Origin of the sequence: Streptomyces sp. NPDC058678, from assembly GCF_042714835.1 — a bacterium.
Lineage (GTDB): Bacteria > Actinomycetota > Actinomycetes > Streptomycetales > Streptomycetaceae > Streptomyces.
Genome location: NZ_JBHXSG010000059.1, coordinates 22,720 through 38,462, shown reverse-complemented (window position 1 = coordinate 38,462; position 15,743 = coordinate 22,720). Strand labels below are relative to the sequence as shown.

Sequence of the window (15,743 nt, the reverse complement as noted above, 5' to 3'; positions counted from 1 at the left end):
TGACGCTACTCCGGCCGGGCTCACCCCGTCAGCAGTTCCAGCTCGGCGGCGAGGTTGTAGCGGGCCGTCGCCTCCCACTCCGCCTGCCCGTGCGGCGTCCTGAACAGCCTGGGCAGGGCGAGGAGTTGCCCCAGGACCGCGGCCCGGCCCGCGCGGAAGGCGTCGGAGGGGACGAAGCCGTACTCCTCGCGGACGGCGGCCGTGTACGCGGCGTACGCCGACGGCGGCGCGGCGAGGATCGCCAGGTCGGCGTCGCAGAGGACCTGCCCGTCCGGGTCGTCGTCGGCGGGGTCGTGGGTCGTGGTGAGGCGGACCAGGCGGGCGACCTCGGCGGTCCGGTCCGCCGGGACCCCCGCCTCGGGCAGGGCGCGTTCGGCGAGGCGGGCCGAGCGTTCCTCGTTCTCGGAGCGGTCGGGGAGGTAGACCGCGTCGTGGAACCAGGCGGCGAGGCGGACGACGTCCGGGTCGGCGGCGTACTTCTCCAGCACGTCGACGTGGTCGAGGACCGCGGTGAGGTGGGTCAGCGTGTGGTAGCGGCGCTGCGGCTCCTGCCAGCGCGCCAGCAGGTTGTCGGCGTACGGCGCCGGGTCGGGTCCGGCGGCCTCGCGGCCCCGGGCTCCTTCCAGGGCGCGGGCGAAACGGGTGCGCAGGGCGTCTGGATCGGCCATGTCTCCATTGTCCCCGCGCGCCGCGGGTGACCCCTAGCGTGGTGCCCATGACTTCTGCCGACGTACGTGACCCGGACCTGCCCGGCCGACTTCTGACCACCGAGCGGGACGCCCTCGTCCCGCTGCTGCGGGCCAGGCCCGACGACGACTACGCCCTGCCGGCCGCCGCGTGTCCGGGGTGGACCGTGCGCGATGTGCTGGCCCACTGTTCGGCCGCGTTGATGCGGGTGGTGGAGAGCAGGTACGACAAGGACGTCTTCTCGCCCGAGTCGAACGACCGGGACATCGCCGAGCGGGCCGACTGGCCGAACGCGCGGGTCGTCGACGAGCTGGAGCGCGGGATGACCGAGGCCGGGCCGGTGATCGCCCGCGCGGGCGGGGTGCTGGACGGGATCGCGCTGGGGGAGTGGGTGCACGCCGGCGACGTGCGCGAGGCGCTCGGGGAGCCGGGTGCGTACGCGGGGCCGGGGCTGCCGGACGCGCTGGCGCTGCTGGTCCGGATCACCCGGGAGCGGGACCACGTGCCGCTCCAGGCCGACCTCGACGACGTCGACGAGCCGCTGCGGCTGGGCGGTGTCCCCGGGGAGCGGCCGCCGGCGCGGTACATCGGCGACGCCGCCACCCTCGTACGGCTGTACGCGGGGCGTTCGGCGGCGGGGGCGGCGTACGAACTGGCGGGGGCGAAGGAGGAGGAGCTGAACATCTACGGGTGAGCGGCTCCGGGCGTACGGGGCCCCGTAGCGGCGTGGTGGCACAGGGGTAGTCTTGGATTGGACTAGACCTGTGCCAGACGTGCAGGCAGATCTGCAGCCGCCCGACGAATGGGGTCCCATGAGCAAGCGTGCAGTCCTGGAGGTGATCGCCCTCGACGTCGAGGACGCCGTCGCCGCCCAGGCCGGAGGCGCGGACCGACTCGAGCTGGTCACCGACATCGCGGCCGACGGGCTGACCCCCTCGGCCGCGACGGTCGCCGGGATCCGGGCCGCCGTCGACATCTCGCTGCGCGTGATGCTGCGGCCCGCGGACGGGTTCGCGGCGGGAGGCGCCGAGGACGTCGACCGGCTGGTGGGGGTCGCGGCGGAGCTGCGGGCCGTGGGCGCCGAGGAGTTCGTGCTCGGGTTCCTCGACGCGGACGGCGGAGTGGATCTGCCGGCCGTGGAACGGGTGGCCGGCGCGCTGGACGGCTGCCGGTGGACCTTCCACCGGGCGATCGACCACTGCGCCGACCGGGACGCCCTGCGCAAGCAGCTCGACGGGCTGCCCGGCCTCGACACCCTCCTCACCGCCGGCTCGGCGTCCGGCGTGGACGACGGGCTCCCCGCACTGCTCGCCGAGGCGGCCCGCAGGCGGGACGGGGAGCCCGGGTACGAGCCGCGGATCCTGGTGGGCGGAGGGCTGCGCCTGGACCACGTGCCGACGCTCCGGGCCGCCGGGATCGACGCCTTTCACATCGGCGGGGCCGCCCGGCCGGACGGCTGGGGCGGCCCGGTGTCGGTGGCGGCGGTCGCGGAGTGGCGGCGGGTGCTGGACGGCGGGTGACGTCGGGAAACCTGCCGCGCGGCCGCTAGCCGAGCTGGGCGGGCAGCGGTGCCGCGTGCGTCACGATCAGGCCCGACACCGCTCGGGTCAAGGAGACGTACAGGCGCCGCAGGCCGGTGCGTTCGTCGGGTTCGCCGTCGACCACGGCCCGGGGTTCGTCGAGGACCACGTAGTCGTACTCCAGGCCCTTGGCCAGTGAGGCCGGGACCAGGGTCAGGCGGGTTTCCGCCGTCGTCTCCTCGCCCGGGGCCAGACACCCGATGCCCGCCTCGGCCAGCGCCTCGGCCAGCGCCGGGATCCGGGCGTCGGCGGCGATCAGACCGGTGGAGCCCTCGCGGCGCAGCAACTCCTCGCAGGCGGCGATCACTTCGGCGGTGCCGGAGATCGCGCGGACGTCGAAGAAGCCCGGGTTCTCGCGGACCGAGGCGACCGGCGTCAGGCCCGGGGCGATGTGCGGGAGGAGGCGGGAGGCGTAGGTGATGACGTCGGTCGGCACGCGGAAACCGGCCGTCAGCTCCTCGATCACGCCGTCCGTCTTGCCGAGGTGGGCGAGGGCCTCGTCCCAGCTCCGGGTCGCCCAGGGGGTGGTGCCCTGGGCGAGGTCGCCGAGGACGGTGGCCGAACCGGTGGTGCAGCGGCGGCCGACGGCCCGGTACTGCATGGGGGAGAGGTCCTGCGCCTCGTCCAGCACCACGTGCCCGAGCGAGTGCGTGCGCTGGATCAGGTCGTTCGCCTCGTCGATGAGCACCGCGTCCGCGGGCGCCCACTTGGCGGACTTCACGGACCGCACGGGCTTCGCCCACAGGATCGTCTTCTGCTCGTCCTCGGTCAGGACGCCCTCCGCGTGTACGGCGAGGAAGTCCGCGTCCGTGAGCAGCCGCAGCACGAGTTTCGCCGGGTCGACGGGCGGCCAGATCGCCTTGACGGCCGCCTTGACCGCGCTGTTGCGGGCCACCGCGTCCTGCACCCGGTCGTCCGGTGCCTCGCCGGAGTGTTCCATCTGGACCAGCACGGCGTGCGCGATGCGCTGCGGGAGGGCCTCGCGGGCGGCGCCGTAGCGGATGTCGCGGTCGAGCAACTCACGGACGATGACCTCGAGTTCGTACGCCGGTACCCGCCAGCGGCGCGAGCCGCGCACGACGACGACCGGCTCGGCAGGCATGCTCACGTGCGCGTAAACGGCCCGCCTCAGCACCTCCGCCATCCTCGCGTCGCCCTTGATGACCGCCGCGGCCGCGTCGTCCGTGCCCCGCACCTCCGCGGTCCGGGAGACCAGGTCGTCGACGGTGGCCTGCTGGACCGCCAGCTCGCCCAGCGCGGGCAGCACCTGCTCGATGTAGTGCAGGAACGAGCTGTTCGGCCCGATGACGAGGGTGCCGGTGCGGGCGAGCCGCTCGCGGTGGGCGTAGAGGAGATAGGCGACTCGGTGCAGGCCGACGGCCGTCTTCCCGGTCCCGGGACCTCCCTGCACGCACACCGTCCCGCCCAGCCCGGAGCGCACGATCTCGTCCTGCTCGGGCTGGATGGTCGCCACGATGTCCCGCATCGGGCCCACCCGGGGGCGCTCGATCTCCTGCTGGAGCAGCTTGCTGGTGGCGGCCGCCGCCTCAGCCGGATCGGAGAGGTGCTCGTCCTCGTACGCCGTGAGGTCGCCGCCCGTGTAACCGAAGCGGCGGCGCAGCGCGATGTCCATCGGGGCCTTCTTGGACGCCCGGTAGAACGGCTGCGAGACCGGCGCACGCCAGTCGATGACCATCGGGTCGCCGTCGTGGTCGTGCACGTGCCGGCGCCCGATGTAGAAGCGCTCCCCCTCGCCGCCCTCGGCCTGCTCGGCACCGGGTGCGTGCAGGTAGTCGAGCCGGCCGAAGAACAGCGGGGTGTGGCTGAGGTCGGCGAGCGCCTTGATGCGCTCGCCGATCTGGCGCTCCAGGATCTGGGCGTTGACCCAGTTCGCGGTGACGTCGCTGATGTCGAGGGACTCGGCGTCCTCGCGCATGGCGCGCAGGGCGGCACGGGACCGGGCGAGGTGGGCGCGTTCGCGGGCGAGGGGATCGTCGTCGACGGGCGTGGGCGGGGTGGACAAGGGGGTGCCTCCGGAAGGACCTGCGGTGGGGGTGGCGCGGGATACCGACCGGTTTCCGTCCGGGCGGCGGCACTCCGTGGGGAGGCGGGCAAGAGCGGAGATTGTAGGTGAGCCGCACGTCCCGGAGCGAATGGTTTTCTCCACCCCCGAACGCGTGGCTTTCGCCGCCCTCTGAGCGCGTGGCTTTCGCCGTCTCTGAGCCCATCGCTTTCGCCGTCCCCGAGCGAACGGCTTTCCCCGCCCCCTAGGGGACGCCCCCTGCACCCTGAGGGTGGCCGATCACCCCGAAGTACTACGCGACGACCACCCGGGTTCGCCCCGCAGACCGATGCCGTCCTTATGTCCGGAAAGCCACCATGGAGGCATGAGCGCAGCAACCGTCAACCCAGTCCCGCGCCCGCCCCGCCCGGCCGGCGCCACACCCGTCCTCGGCAGCCACCGGCACGTCCTCGGCGAGGCCCTGCGTGCCGTGAAGGTGTTCGCGGGCGCCGCCTTCGACGTCCTCGTCCTCGGGGAGTACCGCGAGGAGGTGGGCGTCCGCCGCAAGTGAGATGCCCCCTCCTGGGCGCTCAGCTGTCCGCGAGCAGCTCGTCCGCGTCCACGATCCGGTAGGCGTACCCCTGTTCCGCCAGGAACCGCTGCCGGTGCGCGGCGAAGTCCTGGTCGATGGTGTCCCGGGCGACCACGGAGTAGAAGTGGGCCTGGTGACCGTCCGCCTTCGGCCGCAGCACCCGCCCCAGCCGCTGTGCCTCCTCCTGCCGTGACCCGAAGGTCCCCGACACCTGGATGGCGACCGTCGCCTCGGGCAGGTCGATGGAGAAGTTCGCCACCTTCGACACCACCAGCACGCTGATCTCACCCTGCCGGAAGGCCTCGAAGAGCTTCTCGCGCTGCGCGTTGGACGTCTCGCCCTTGATCACGGGGGCGTCGAGGTGTTCTCCCAGCTCGTCGAGCTGGTCGATGTACTGCCCGATGACGAGGATCTGCTGCCCGGCGAACCGGCGCACGATCGCCTCCGTCACCTTCCGCTTGGTCACGGTCGTCGCGCAGAAGCGGTACTTCTCCTCCGTCTCGGCGGTGGCGTACGCGAGCCGCTCGGCGTCGGTCAGGTTCACCCGGACCTCGACGCAGTCGGCGGGCGCGATGTACCCCTGCGCCTCGATCTCCTTCCACGGCGCGTCGAACCGCTTCGGCCCGATGAGCGAGAACACGTCGGACTCCCGCCCGTCCTCCCGCACGAGCGTCGCGGTCAGACCCAGCCGCCGCCGCGCTTGCAGATCCGCCGTGAACTTGAAGACCGGCGCCGGCAGCAGGTGCACCTCGTCGTAGAGGATCAGCCCCCAGTCCCGGGAGTCGAAGAGCTCCAGGTGCGGGTAGACGCCCTTCCGTCTGGTCGTCAGCACCTGGTAGGTGGCGATGGTGACGGGCCGGATCTCCTTCCTCGTCCCGCTGTACTCGCCGATCTCCTCCTCGGTCAGGGAGGTCCGCTTCACCAGCTCGTGCTTCCACTGCCGCGCGGAGACGGTGTTCGTGACGAGGATGAGGGTGGTCGACTTGGCCTGTGCCATGGCCCCGGCGCCGACGAGCGTCTTCCCGGCCCCACAGGGCAGGACGACCACACCGGACCCGCCGTGCCAGAAGTTCTCCACGGCCTGCTTCTGGTACGGCCTGAGCGCCCATCCCTCCTCGGCCAGCTCGATCGCGTGCGCCTCGCCGTCGACGTACCCGGCGAGGTCCTCGGCCGGCCAGCCCAGCTTGAGCAGTGTCTGCTTGATCTGCCCGCGCTCGGAGGGGTGCACGGCGACGGTGTCGGGGTCGATGCGGTTGCCGACCAGCGGGGCGATCCGCTTCGAGCGCAGGACCTCCTCCAGGACCGGCCGGTCGGTGGAGGTGAGGACCAGCCCGTGCGCCGGGTGCTTGGACAGGGTGAGGCGGCCGTAGCGGTCCATCGTCTCCGCGATGTCCACGAGCAGCGCGTGCGGCACCGGATAGCGGCTGAACTCCACCAGCGCGTCCACGACCTGCTCGGCATCGTGCCCGGCCGCCCGCGCGTTCCACAGCCCGAGGGGCGTCACCCGGTAGGTGTGGATGTGCTCCGGTGCCCGCTCCAGCTCCGCGAACGGCGCGATGACCCGACGGCACTCGTCGGCCCGCTCGTGGTCGACTTCGAGCAGCAGAGTCTTGTCCGACTGGACGATGAGTGGACCATTCACGCTCGGCACCCTTTCCGAAAGGCCAGAGGTCACGGCCAAACGTCCAGTGTGCCTCACGGTTCGCGGTTGGGGTGGGGCGCGCGTCACACCGGGACGGCACGGAGGGCGGCGGCGGGCCGGGCCCGCCGGTCAGCCGGTGTCCTCCGCCAGCTCCGCCACCCCCGTCACCCGGTGCAGCGGATACGTCCGTACCTCGTCCGCCGTGTGGTCGTACGCCGTGACGAAGCCGCCTTCGACGCGGATCGGGGCGATGAGGCGCTGGGAGGCGGTGCCCTCGGCGTTGACGTAGCCGATCCACACGGCCTCGCCGGTGAGGACGGCGGCCTGCATGGTGGCGAGGGTCTCGGCCGGGCTGGTGCGAGGGAGGTCGCCGCCGGTGACGGGTGTGGCCGCCGTCGGCTTGAGGGGGGTCGTGGAGGCCAGGTCGCCGGCGCGGATGGCGCGGATCGCGGCGTTCAGGAGGGTCGCGTCGGGGACCGGAGGGCCCTCCGGCACCGGCGCGGGCGCGGTGCGCGGCGGGGTGCGGTGGGCGTGGGCGCGGGAGATCAGGACGTCGCCCTCGGCGGACTCGGCGGCCGGCGCGAACCCCATCGCGCGCAGCCCGTCGAGCAGGGCGGCCGGGTCGGCCTGGGTCGCCAGGACCGTGGGGGCCAGGCGGCGGAGGCGGAGGCCCGCGGCCCGCTTGTCGGCCATGATCTCGTTGAGCAGGGCGTCGTCGTCACAGCGGACGTAGGCGGAGGCGGCCCCGACGCGCAGATGGCCGTGCCTGCGCGCCACGTCGTCGATCAGGTACGAGAGCGGTTGCGGAACCGGCGTACGGGAGTGCTCGGCCAGGAACGCGTGCAGGTCGGAGGCGGCTTGGCCGGAGTCCAGCGCGCGGCGCACCGAGCCCGGCGTGAACCGGTAGACCGTCGCCCCGCCCTTCGACTCCACGTCGGCGAGCACCCCCAGCAGCTCCGCCAGGGGCCGCCGCAACGGTCCCGGCGCCACCGCCGTCAGGTCGGCCTGGAGCAGGACGTGGTCCAGGGGCTCGGGCAGGAGGGGTGCGAGAAGGCGGGCGGCCGTCGCGGAGGCGGTGGCCTGTTCGGGGGGCGAGAGGGGTTCGACGGCCGGCGCGGGGTGATGGTGGACGGGGAGCTTGTCGCCGGGTCCGACCGGTTCTTCCGCCACCGCTTTCGGCGCCGGGGCGCCCAGCAGCGCCCGCCCCTGCGTCGACATCGCGCCCCGGCCGGTCACCCCCAGCAGCTCCGCCTCCGACAGCGTCCACCGGGCGAGCCGGGTCCGCAGGTCGTCGTCCCGCTGGGGCCCGCGCAGCGGGCGCTCCCAGCTCAGGCGGGCCAGCACCGACTCGGCGGACGGCGAGGCGCCCGCCGGCAGCCCGGCCAGCAGGGCCAGCACCCGGTGCCGCACCTCGGGTGCGGCCGAGCGGTCCAGCCCCGGACCCAGCGCCGACAACGTGCGCTCCTTCACGTCCCGGCCGCCCACCAGCCCGGACGTCCGCGTCGCCGTCAGCCACGCCTCGGCGAGCCGCGCCCAGCGCTGTGCCGCGGGCTGCTCCAGCCACTCGTCGTGGGCGGGCGTCGCCGCGTACCGCTCGTCGGGCTCGCCGTCGGAGGCCAACAGGCCCGCCGCGTAGGCGAGTTCGACCCAGAAGGCGGCGATCGGCTCGGGCACGTCGAGGGCGACCGCGGTCCGCTTCAGGTCACGGAGGCTGAGTCCGCCCGCCCGCAGCACCGCGGGCCCGCCCTCGTCCCAGTCCTTCAGCAGTTCCTCGACGGTCGCCAGCGCGGTGTAGGCCTGCCCGGCCGCCGTCGCGTCCACAACCTGTGGACGATGCGTGGCCGCGGCCTCCACGGCCGGCGGCAGCGGCTCGGCGGCCCGGTGCGCCCGGCCGCCCCGCAGGTGCAGGGCCACCTCGCGGGGGAGTACGACCGTCCCCGGCGCCGTCGGCAGCAGCAGACCCCGGTCGATGAGCCAGCGCAGATGGGCCGCGGGATCCGCGGTGACCTGGCCGTACGGCGGCCCCCAGACCAGCCGGGCCAGCACCTCGCGCGACTCCTCAGGGGCGCCGGCGAGCAGCGCCCCCATCCGCTTCCGGTTCTTGAACAGTGCGGTGAGCGCCGCCACCGCCGAGACCGCGTCGTGCGTGGACGCCAGCCCCGCCGCCGTCACGATGTCCTGGATCCGGCCCGGCGACATGCCCGCGGTCGCCTCCTGCACCGTCGGACCCAGCCCCGTCGGCGACGGATGCTGCGGCGAGGGCGCCAGCAGCTCCCGGGCCGTACGGACCAGCCGCAGCCGGTCGTCGGCGCCCCACACCAGCGCCTGCTCGCGCAGCGTCCCGAGCGCCCGGGGCAGCGCGGCCGCGACCGCCGGGTCCCGCTCGTCGCCCGCCATCAGCCCCAGCAGCTCCTCGTACGCCGCCGGGTCCGCCGCCACCGCCAGCGCCTCCGCCGTCTGCAACGCGAACCGGTCGAGCCGCTCCAGGGCACGGACGACCGACGCGCGCGTGCCGGCACGGGTCGCGAGCTGGGTGAGGTCGGTGGGGACGGGCGTGATGAGGTCGGGACGGGCGCGCAGGAGTGCGGCCAGGGAGGCGTCGTCCCTGGCACGGAGCGCTTCGGCGAGGGAGCGCGGCGGTGTTGCCGGGTTGCTCATCCGACCCACGTTAGCGGGTGGGTACGACGACGGGGTGTCCGTGTGCCACCGATCCTCCCCAGCCGCGCCACCCCAGCTGCGGGCAGTCGTGCCGCCGGGGCGATGGGGGAGGGTGGGCGCAGCGGCACCTCGCAGCACCGGGCTGCGCGTCCCACCCGCACGGCACCTCACAGCGCCGGGCTGCGCGTCCCACCCGCACGGCACCTCGCAGCGCCGGGCTGCGCGTCCCACCCGCACGGCACCCCGCAACGCCGGGCTGCGCGACCCATCCCGCCGACCCACCCCGCCGACGCGGCTGCCCGCGGCTACGGCAGACGCGCCCACCCGCGATACCGTCGTCCGACGAGGTATCCAACGCGCCCAACCCCGGAGGGGACTTCGTGGGTATCGAGAGCGACCAGGTCGTCTACGAGTATCTGAGCCGCGTCGGTGACGTGGCTCAGCAGCGGCAGTTGCCGTCGGCCACCCGGATGCGCCTGGTGTCGGAGCTGCGCAACGAGATCGACCGGCGCCGCGCGAAGGTCACCGTCGACAGCCCCGCCGCCGTCCGCCGCATCATCGACCGCCTGGGCACCCCGGACGAGGTCGTCCAGGCCGCCGGCGGGACCGGCGGCAGTACGCCCCAGGCCCCGGCCGCCGCCGTGCCCGAACAGCGGGACGGGGAGGCGGGGGACGGTGTCCGGCCGAAGGGGTTCCGGCGGGTCGTACCGCGGCCGCGACCGGCCCGGACCTCCCCCGACCCCGGACCCTCCGACGTCCCCTCCCCGCCGCACCTGGCGAGCACGCACGAGCTCGGGGACAGCGCGACGCAGCCGGACTGGTGGCGGGTGGACAGCAGTCCGTTCGGGGTGGGCGACAGCGTGCCCGGCTTCGTCGGCGGCGTGGAGATCCCGGAACTGCTCAGGCCTCCGCCGCCGAAGGAGGATCCCGCGGTCGAGAAGGAGACCGCCGAACAGCAGCCCGCGCCCACGGTCCGGCAGAAGGCCGGAGGCCTCGGGAAGCTGGTCCGGCTCGGGAAGACCGCTCCCGCGCCCGCCGCGGAGGCCGTGGCCGAGGCGCCCGCCGCCCGCCGCCGCTTCCGGCTCCTGGGCAACGGCGGCACCGGTGGCGACGGCGGCACGGGCGGCTGGACCAACCCCTTCCTCCTCCTCGCCGCCGTACTGCTCGTCGCCGGTGCCGTGCTCGGCAACTGGATCGCCCTCGTGCTGGGCTGGGGCATCGCCTACGCCTCGCGGCGGCTGAGCGACGCCGAGACGAAGTGGGCGGTCGTGATCCTGCCCGGCCTGTCTCTGACGGCCGGTGCGGTGTGGCTGTGGGGGCGGACCGAGGGCCGGTGGGGCGACCCCGTCGCCGAGGGGCACATGAACGACGCGATCGCGCAGACCTGGCCGTGGGTGGTGCGGGGTGCGGCCGTCGCGTCGGCACTGTTCCTGGTGTGGCGGTCGCAGCGGCGACGGTAGGTCACGGGCAAGGGGGCGGGCCGGACACATGGCTCGCCTGCCGGTGACAGCGGCTGGGCACAATGGCCCATATGGCCTCCACGACCTCCCCCGCGCTGACCGTCGGCTTCGACCTCGACATGACCCTCATCGACTCCCGGCCCGGCATCCACGCCTGCTACCTGGCGCTGTCCGAGCGGACGGGGACGTACATCGACGCCGATCTGGCGGTCACCCGGCTCGGGCCGCCGCTCGCTCAGGAGCTGGTCAACTGGTTCCCCGCGGAGCGGGTCGAGCCGATGGCCGACCTGTACCGCTCGATGTACCCGACCATCGCCATCGTGCCGACACCCGCGATGCCCGGCGCCCGTGAGGCGATCACGGCGGTGCGGGCGGCCGGCGGCCGCGCGATCGTCGTCACCGCCAAGCACGAGCCCAACGCCGAGCTGCACCTGGAGCACCTGGGCATCGCGCCGGACGAGGTCATCGGCGACCTGTGGGCGGAGCAGAAGGCGGACGCACTGCGCGAGCACGACGCGGGCGTCTACGTCGGCGACCACGTCGGGGACGTACGCGGCGCGCGGAAGGCGGGCGCGCTCTCGGTCGCGGTGGCCACCGGCCCGTGCGACCCCGACGAACTGCGAACGGCGGGCGCGGACGTCGTGCTGAAGGACCTCACCGAGTTCCCCGACTGGCTGGCGGCCTACCTCCCGGCCCGTGCCTGACGGCGCCCCGCCGCGACCGACCGCAGCACTCCCGCGCCGGCCACCAGGAAGCCGACGCCCATGAGCATGCTCAGGCCGAACATGTACGTCGGAAAGGGCGTCGTACCGAGCAGCATCGGGGCCACCGTGACCAAAGTGGCCACGGCGCCGATGAAGAACACGAGCGCTCCGGCGCGGATCAGTCGGTCACCGGGCTCGGCGGAATTCGTTTGGGTTTTGTCACGCACCGGACCAGGGTAGTTCCCTGCGCGAAGGAACAACCGGGTGACGTCTTGTCACCGGCCTGAAGACCATTAGCCTGGGAACCGGCGGGTCCCGACGACCCGCCCCAGTGCTATCAAGAGCCGTTTCCAGAAGCAGTTTTCCGACGAGTACGAGGACGAGGACAGACGTGCCTACCGGCAAGGTCAAGTGGTTCAACAGCGAGAAGGGCTTCGGCTTTCTCTCCCGCGACGACGGCGGTGACGTCTTCGTCCATTCCTCGGTCCTCCCCGCCGGAGTCGAGATGCTCAAGCCGGGTCAGCGAGTGGAGTTCGGTGTCGTCGCCGGCCAGCGCGGCGACCAGGCTCTTTCGGTCACCATCCTCGACCCGACGCCCTCGGTCGCGGCCGCGACCCGCAAGAAGCCGGACGAACTGGCCTCCATCGTCCAGGACCTGACGACCCTCCTCGAAAACATCACGCCGATGCTCGAAAGGGGCCGTTACCCCGACAAGGCCGCCGGCGCGAAGATCGCCGGCCTGTTGCGGGCGGTCGCCGACCAGCTCGACGTTTAACCGTCCCTCAGGGGAAATCCAGCGCGTTCGGGCCGAGGGGCGGTACCAGCCCCTCGGCCGCCGCACGTGTGAGCAGCCCGCGTACGGCCGCGTAACCGTCCTCGCCCAGGTCCGCCGTGAATTCGTTGACGTACAGCCCGATGTGCTGGTCGGCCACGGCCGGATCCATTTCCTGGGCGTGCTCCATGACGTACGGGCGGGAAACCTCGGGATCGTCCCAGGCCGCGCGGACGGACGTACGGATCGAGTCGGCGAGCAGCGTCAGCTTCTCCGTGCCCAGCGACCGCCTGGCGATGATCGCGCCCAGCGGGATCGGCAGCCCGGTCGTGTTCTCCCAGTGCTCGCCCATGTCCGCGAGCTTGTGCAGCCCGTAGTTCTGGTACGTGAAACGCGCCTCGTGGATGACGAGTCCCGCGTCGACCTTCCCGTCCCGCACGGCGGGCATGATCTCGTGGAACGGCATCACCACGATCTCGCCCACGCCCTGCGGGAGCGTGTCCGCCGCCCACAGCCGGAACAGCAGGTACGCGGTCGACCTCTCGCTCGGCACGGCGACCCTACGGCCCGTCAGGTCTCCCGGTCCGCGGGTGAGGACGAGCGGCCCGCAGCCGCGGCCCAGCGCACCCCCGCACGGCAGCAGCGCGTACGTGTCGAGGACGTACGGCAGCACGGCGTACGACACCTTCAGCACGTCGGACTCGCCGCGCTCGGCCATGCCGTTGGTGATGTCGATGTCCGCGAAGGTCACGTCGAGGGCGGGCGCGCCGGGGACGCGGCCGTGGGCTAGGGCGTCGAAGGTGAAGGTGTCGTTGGGGCAGGGGGAGTACGCGGTCCGCAAAGACTGCGAAGACGGCAACGGCTGCAACGGCTCACTGGTCATGTGGGTTCCAACTCTCCAGTACGGGTGTGAGCTTCCCGAAGGCCGTCGTCAGCGCGCTCAGCGCGTCGCCGATGCGCCAGGCGGCCCGGTCGCGCGGGCCGACCGGGTTGGAGACGGCCCGCAGCTCGAGGACCGGCACGCGGTGCGCGGCGGCCGCCTCGGCGACACCGAAGCCCTCCATGGCCTCGGCGAGGGCGCGGGGGTGGCGCTCGCGCAGGGCGGTGGCCCGGGCGGTCGTCCCGGTCACCGTCGACACGGTGAGGACCGCGCCGGGGCGCGCCCCGGTCACCGACACGACAGCTCGTACGAGTGTTTCCGGCGGACGGTGGGTGACGGTCCCGAAGCCCAGCTCGGTCACCGGCAGGAATCCGTCGGCCGTTTCGGCCCCCAGGTCGGCCGCGGTGATCTCGTCGGCGACGACGAGCGAGCCGAGGGGCGCCTCCGGCTGGAAGCCGCCGCCGATCCCCGCGGAGACGACGAGGTCGTAGGGGGTGCCTTCGAGCGCGGCCGCGGTGAGGGCGGCGGCGGTGGAGGCGGCGGCGAGGGCGGGGCCGACACCGGCGGCGAGAAGGTCGTACCCGCCGGGGGCGCCGCGCAGGGCCGTGCCGGCGAGCCGGTGGAGGGTCGTGCCGGGGATCGGCACCTCACGGGCGGTGCCCGTGAACGCGCGCGCCACCGCGTCCCGTTCGACCGGGACCGCGGTGGCTACGAGGATGCGCATGGACGAAGGCGGATCAGTTGTCCGCGTTCTTCAGCTTGAAGCTCCAGACGCCCTTGTACACCTTGCTGACCGTCGAGTCGGTCTTGTCCTGCTCGACGATGCTGATGTTCAGTTCCTTCGGCGCGGCCTGACCCTGCTGGTCGGCGAAGAGGTCGACGCCCTCGAAGGCGTAGTACGTCTTCTTGTAGACGTTGGTGACCTGCTGGCCGTTGATCCACAGGGCCCAGCCCGTGTCGGCGACCTCAGGGTCGACTCCGATGCGCAGCGTCTCGCTCTGCGGCACCTCGATCGTGTGCGACGCCTTCTTGGCGGCGCACTTGGTGGCCTCTTCCTTGCCGAGGTCCTTGCCGTCGTCGTAGCAGGCGGCCTCGGCGCTCACCGAGTCCGAGCCGACCGTCACGGTGGCGCGCGGCGTCGGCTTGTCGCAGGCCGACAGGACGAGCAGTCCGGCGGATACGGCGCCGGCGGCGGCGACGACGCGGCGGCGTCGCACTACGGATTGCAGCATGGTCATGGCCGAAGGCTATCGGGCACACCCACCCGCCCCCCTACGCGGGGGTGCGACGTGCCGTGCGTTACGCCACCCTCGGTCGCGCGGGGCCCCCGTGGCGGGCCGACGTCAGCAGGCCCCTGACGGTGGCCAGCCAGCCGGCGGCGACGATCGCGGCACCCACGAACAGGCCCAGCGTGCCGTTGAGAGGCATCACGATGCCGACCGCGCCGCCGAACACCCAGGACACCTGGAGGATCGTCTCGGAGCGCGCGAACGCCGACGTCCGCACCTGTTCCGGCACGTCCCGCTGGATCAGCGCGTCCAGCGACAGCTTGGCGAGGGCCTGCGCGAACCCGGCGACGGCCGCGAGGCACGCCACCAGGAAGGCGCCGAAGAATATGGCCGCCGTGATCGCCGTGCCCACCACGCACGCCACCACCGTCACGATGATGATCTCCGGTGACTTCGACCGGAGCCACGCCCCGACCGCCGTACCGAGCGCGTTGCCCGTGCCCGCCGCGGCGATCACTATGCCCAGCGACACGGCCGCGCTCTCCCCGGTCAGCGGATGCTCCCGCAGCAGGAAGGCGAGGAAGAAGATCAGGAAGCCTGACAGGCAGCGCAGCCCGGCGTTGGCGCCGAGGGCGTGCGTGACGGCGATGCCGACCGTGCGCAGCCCGGGCCGCTTGACCGGCTTGAGGTGCGGCCCGTGCAGATGTGCCTCGTCCGCGGCCAGCAGCGCCACGTCCTCGCCCTTGGCCGAGTCGACCTTCGGCGGCAGGGTGAAGGACAGGAACGTACCCACCATGAAGATCACGAAGGCGCCGTAGAGCGGCCAGCTCGACCCGATCGACTGCAGCCCCGCCGCGATCGGCGCGGCGACGCCGGTCGCGAGCAGCCCGCCGAGGGTGACCCGGGAGTTGGCCTTCACCAGGGAGAACCGGGGCGGCAGCAGCCGGGGCACCACGGCGCTTCTGACGACCCCGTACGCCTTCGAGGCGACGAGTACGCCCAGCGCTGCCGGATACAGCTCCAGACTGCCGCTGGCGACCGCCCCGGACAGGATCAGCGCCAGCAGCGCCCGGGCCAGCATCGCGCCCGCCATCGCCGCACGGCGGCCGTGCGGAAGACGGTCCAGGAGCGGGCCGATCACCGGAGCGAGGACCGTGAAGGGGGCCATCGTGATCGCGAGATAGAGCGCGACGCGTCCCCGGGCCTCGTCCGTGGGGACCGAGAAGAACACGGTGGAGGCCAGCGCGACCGTGATCATCACATCCCCGGCGCCGTTCACACCGTGCAGTTCGATCAGCTTGCCCAGCCCGGACTCACCGGCCCCGTGCGCGTGGGTCGCCTTGCGGATGCCGCGAGCGGGACCTGTCACCGGCAGATGCAGGGCACGGCCCACCGCGCGGAGAGGCCCGCCGTTCCGGCCCGATCCGCTGCCTCGGCCGCTCCCCTTGCTGCCTTTGATCTCTTTGGACATCCCTTTTGACCCACCGACCCCGGTGGCACCTTCGGGAGTCTTCGCGGCTGCCACCCCGTCATAGTG

The 15,743-nt window shown here is 73.2% G+C and carries 15 protein-coding genes; 6 read left to right on the top strand and 9 right to left on the bottom strand.

Features of this window, described 5'->3' with window-relative positions; genetic code table 11:
- Positions 1-20 precede the first annotated feature (20 nt).
- The gene (locus ACFWWR_RS37510) at positions 21-668 is read right to left on the bottom strand and encodes a hypothetical protein (protein WP_383870655.1); all 648 of its coding nucleotides are present in this window, start codon (positions 666-668) and stop codon (positions 21-23) included.
- Between the two features lie 47 nt (positions 669-715).
- Here ACFWWR_RS37510 and ACFWWR_RS37505 point away from each other — a divergent pair, with 47 nt between their 5' ends.
- Both ACFWWR_RS37505 and ACFWWR_RS37500 read left to right on the top strand, forming a co-directional pair.
- On the top strand, positions 716-1,381 hold the full coding sequence (locus tag ACFWWR_RS37505) for a maleylpyruvate isomerase family mycothiol-dependent enzyme (protein WP_384308092.1): 666 nt from the start codon (positions 716-718) through the stop codon (positions 1,379-1,381).
- A 118-nt stretch (positions 1,382-1,499) separates the two neighbouring features.
- A complete protein-coding gene (locus tag ACFWWR_RS37500; RefSeq protein ID WP_384308090.1) occupies positions 1,500-2,207 on the top strand; it encodes a copper homeostasis protein CutC in 708 nt (235 codons plus the stop codon).
- Between the two features lie 25 nt (positions 2,208-2,232).
- Here the strand turns inward: ACFWWR_RS37500 and ACFWWR_RS37495 are convergent, their stop codons facing one another.
- Positions 2,233-4,290, bottom strand: coding sequence for a HelD family protein (locus tag ACFWWR_RS37495; protein ID WP_384308088.1), 2,058 nt, complete (start codon positions 4,288-4,290; stop codon positions 2,233-2,235).
- Positions 4,291-4,654: 364 nt separating this feature from the next.
- On the opposite strand from ACFWWR_RS37495, the gene ACFWWR_RS37490 reads away from it, so the two are divergent.
- Positions 4,655-4,840, top strand: coding sequence for a hypothetical protein (locus tag ACFWWR_RS37490; RefSeq protein WP_383870664.1), 186 nt, complete (start codon positions 4,655-4,657; stop codon positions 4,838-4,840).
- 19 nt (positions 4,841-4,859) lie between these two features.
- On the opposite strand, the gene ACFWWR_RS37485 is transcribed toward ACFWWR_RS37490, so the two are convergent.
- Both ACFWWR_RS37485 and ACFWWR_RS37480 read right to left on the bottom strand, forming a co-directional pair.
- The gene (locus ACFWWR_RS37485; RefSeq protein ID WP_383870667.1) at positions 4,860-6,503 is read right to left on the bottom strand and encodes a DNA repair helicase XPB; all 1,644 of its coding nucleotides are present in this window, start codon (positions 6,501-6,503) and stop codon (positions 4,860-4,862) included.
- 129 nt (positions 6,504-6,632) lie between these two features.
- Entirely contained in the window at positions 6,633-9,161 is a 2,529-nt protein-coding gene (locus tag ACFWWR_RS37480; RefSeq protein ID WP_383870670.1) for a helicase-associated domain-containing protein, read from the bottom strand.
- Positions 9,162-9,541: 380 nt separating this feature from the next.
- On the opposite strand from ACFWWR_RS37480, the gene ACFWWR_RS37475 reads away from it, so the two are divergent.
- Together ACFWWR_RS37475 and ACFWWR_RS37470 are read left to right on the top strand one after the other, a co-directional pair.
- Positions 9,542-10,621 (top strand): hypothetical protein, encoded by a 1,080-nt coding sequence (locus ACFWWR_RS37475; RefSeq protein WP_384308085.1) that lies wholly within the window; start codon positions 9,542-9,544, stop codon positions 10,619-10,621.
- 71 nt (positions 10,622-10,692) lie between these two features.
- The gene (locus tag ACFWWR_RS37470; protein WP_383870676.1) at positions 10,693-11,325 is read left to right on the top strand and encodes an HAD family hydrolase; all 633 of its coding nucleotides are present in this window, start codon (positions 10,693-10,695) and stop codon (positions 11,323-11,325) included.
- Here ACFWWR_RS37470 and ACFWWR_RS37465 read toward each other — a convergent pair.
- Entirely contained in the window at positions 11,304-11,552 is a 249-nt protein-coding gene (locus ACFWWR_RS37465; RefSeq protein ID WP_383870679.1) for a hypothetical protein, read from the bottom strand. The genes ACFWWR_RS37470 and ACFWWR_RS37465 overlap by 22 nt on opposite strands.
- Before the next feature lie 164 nt (positions 11,553-11,716).
- On the opposite strand from ACFWWR_RS37465, the gene ACFWWR_RS37460 reads away from it, so the two are divergent.
- A complete protein-coding gene (locus tag ACFWWR_RS37460) occupies positions 11,717-12,100 on the top strand; it encodes a cold-shock protein (protein ID WP_217236935.1) in 384 nt (127 codons plus the stop codon).
- 7 nt (positions 12,101-12,107) lie between these two features.
- On the opposite strand, the gene ACFWWR_RS37455 is transcribed toward ACFWWR_RS37460, so the two are convergent.
- The 4 genes from ACFWWR_RS37455 to ACFWWR_RS37440 all read right to left on the bottom strand — a co-directional run bounded on the left by ACFWWR_RS37455 (position 12,108) and on the right by ACFWWR_RS37440 (position 15,731).
- Positions 12,108-12,980, bottom strand: coding sequence for a 1,4-dihydroxy-6-naphthoate synthase (locus tag ACFWWR_RS37455; protein ID WP_384308083.1), 873 nt, complete (start codon positions 12,978-12,980; stop codon positions 12,108-12,110).
- Positions 12,970-13,701, bottom strand: coding sequence for a futalosine hydrolase (locus ACFWWR_RS37450; RefSeq protein WP_383870686.1), 732 nt, complete (start codon positions 13,699-13,701; stop codon positions 12,970-12,972). The genes ACFWWR_RS37455 and ACFWWR_RS37450 overlap by 11 nt, the downstream gene beginning before the upstream one ends.
- 13 nt (positions 13,702-13,714) lie before the next feature.
- Complete coding sequence (locus ACFWWR_RS37445) at positions 13,715-14,215, bottom strand: hypothetical protein (protein ID WP_383870689.1); 501 nt, start codon at positions 14,213-14,215, stop codon at positions 13,715-13,717.
- Between the two features lie 61 nt (positions 14,216-14,276).
- Positions 14,277-15,731, bottom strand: a complete 1,455-nt coding sequence (locus ACFWWR_RS37440) for an MFS transporter (RefSeq protein WP_383870692.1) — start codon at positions 15,729-15,731, stop codon at positions 14,277-14,279.
- Between the last annotated feature and the right edge of the window lie 12 nt (positions 15,732-15,743).